Source organism: Streptomyces sp. HSW2009, from assembly GCF_040240285.1.
Classification (GTDB): Bacteria; Actinomycetota; Actinomycetes; order Streptomycetales; family Streptomycetaceae; genus Streptomyces.
The window spans coordinates 1-1,589 of record NZ_JBEHZD010000956.1; the positions used below are offsets into that span (position 1 = coordinate 1).

Annotated in this window: 1 protein-coding gene; it reads left to right on the forward strand. The window is 77.2% G+C overall.

The features are described 5' to 3' along the window. The first annotated feature begins 95 nt into the window (after nucleotides 1-95). Nucleotides 96-1,373 (forward strand): alanine racemase, encoded by a 1,278-nt coding sequence (locus AAHZ94_RS33815; protein WP_349997517.1) that lies wholly within the window; start codon nucleotides 96-98, stop codon nucleotides 1,371-1,373. The last annotated feature ends 216 nt before the right edge of the window (nucleotides 1,374-1,589 follow it).

Here is a 1,589-nt window from a genome sequence, read left to right on the forward strand (position 1 = left end):
GCGGCGCCTTGGTTCAACCCCCCCCCCCCCCCCCCCCCCCCCCCCCCCCCCCGCCCCCCCCCCCCCCCCCCCCCCCCCCCCCCGGGGGGGGCCGGGTGCGCGAGGCCGTCGCCCGGCTGGCGGACGAGCGCGTGGACCACCGGTTCAAGGGGCTGCCGCCGGACGCCGAAGGCGACACCGTCGGCGCGCTGGCCGCCGCCCGCCGATCGCTGTTCACCGGCGGCTTCACCACCCCCGTACTCGCCCTTTCGGCCGATTCCGTGGCGCACAACCTGACGCTGATGGAGCAGTACGCCGAGCGCCACCAACTCGCCTTCGCCCCGCACGGCAAGACCTCGATGGCGCCCCGGCTCTTCGAGCGGCAACTCGCGCACGGCGCCTGGGGCATCACCGCCGCCGTCCCCTCGCACGTCCGCGTCTACCGCGCCTTCGGCATCCAGCGGATCTTCCTCGCCAACGAGGTCGTCGACCCGGCCGCGCTGCGCTGGCTGGCCGGCGAACTCACCGCCGACCCCGACTTCCGCTTCATCTGCTACGTCGACTCGCTGCGCGGCGTGGAGCTGATGGACGCCGCGCTGCGGGAGGCCGGCGCCCGCCGCCCGGTCGACGTCGTGGTGGAACTCGGTGCGGGCCCCGGCGCCCGCACCGGCGCCCGTACCGAGGCCGAGTGCGAGCTGATCGCCGACGCGGTGGCCGAGGTGGGCACGTTGCGGCTGGTGGGCGTCGCCGGGTACGAGGGCGAGGTGCCGCAGGCCGACGGCGCATCGGTGCGCGCATGGCTGCGCCGGCTGACCGCGCTGGTCGTCGCCTTCGACCGGGCCGGCAGGTTCGGCGCCGAGCCGGCGGAGATCGTGGTCAGCGCGGGCGGCAGCGCCTGGTTCGACGCGGTGGCCGACGTCTTCGCCGAACTGCCGCCGCTGTCGGGACCGGCCCTCAAGCTGCTCCGCTCGGGCGCGTACGTCTCGCACGACGACGGCCACTACCGCGAACTCACCCCCTTCAACCGGGTCCCCGCCGAGGGCGCGCTGCACTCCGCGTTCCGGCTGTGGTCGCAGGTCATCTCGCGCCCCAGCGGCGAACAGGCGTTCCTCAACGCGGGCAAGCGGGACGCCGCGTACGACCTGCACCTGCCGGTCGCGCAGGTGGTGCGGGACGCCAGGACCGGCGAGATCAGGCCGGCCGACGGCATCACCCTCACCGGCCTGTCCGACCAGCACGGCTGGCTGCGCACCGAGCCCGGCACCCGGCTCGACGTCGGCGACTGGGTGGGCCTCGGCCTCTCCCACCCGTGCACGTCCTTCGACAAGTGGCAGCTCATCCCGCTCGTCGAGGCGGACGGCACGGTCTCGGACCTGATCCGCACGTTCTTCTGATCCGCGCCTTCTTCTGGGTACGGGCCGCCTGCTGGTACGGGCCGTCCTTCTGATGCTGGCCGCCGGCCCCGGGCCCCTTCCGGTACGGGCCGCCGGCCGGCCCCGCCCCCCCCCCGCCACCGGCCCCCGGGCCCCCGCCCCCCCCCCCCCCGGGCCCCCCGCGCCCCCCGCCCCCCCCCCCCCCCCCCCCGCCCCCCCCCCCCCCCCCCCCCCCCC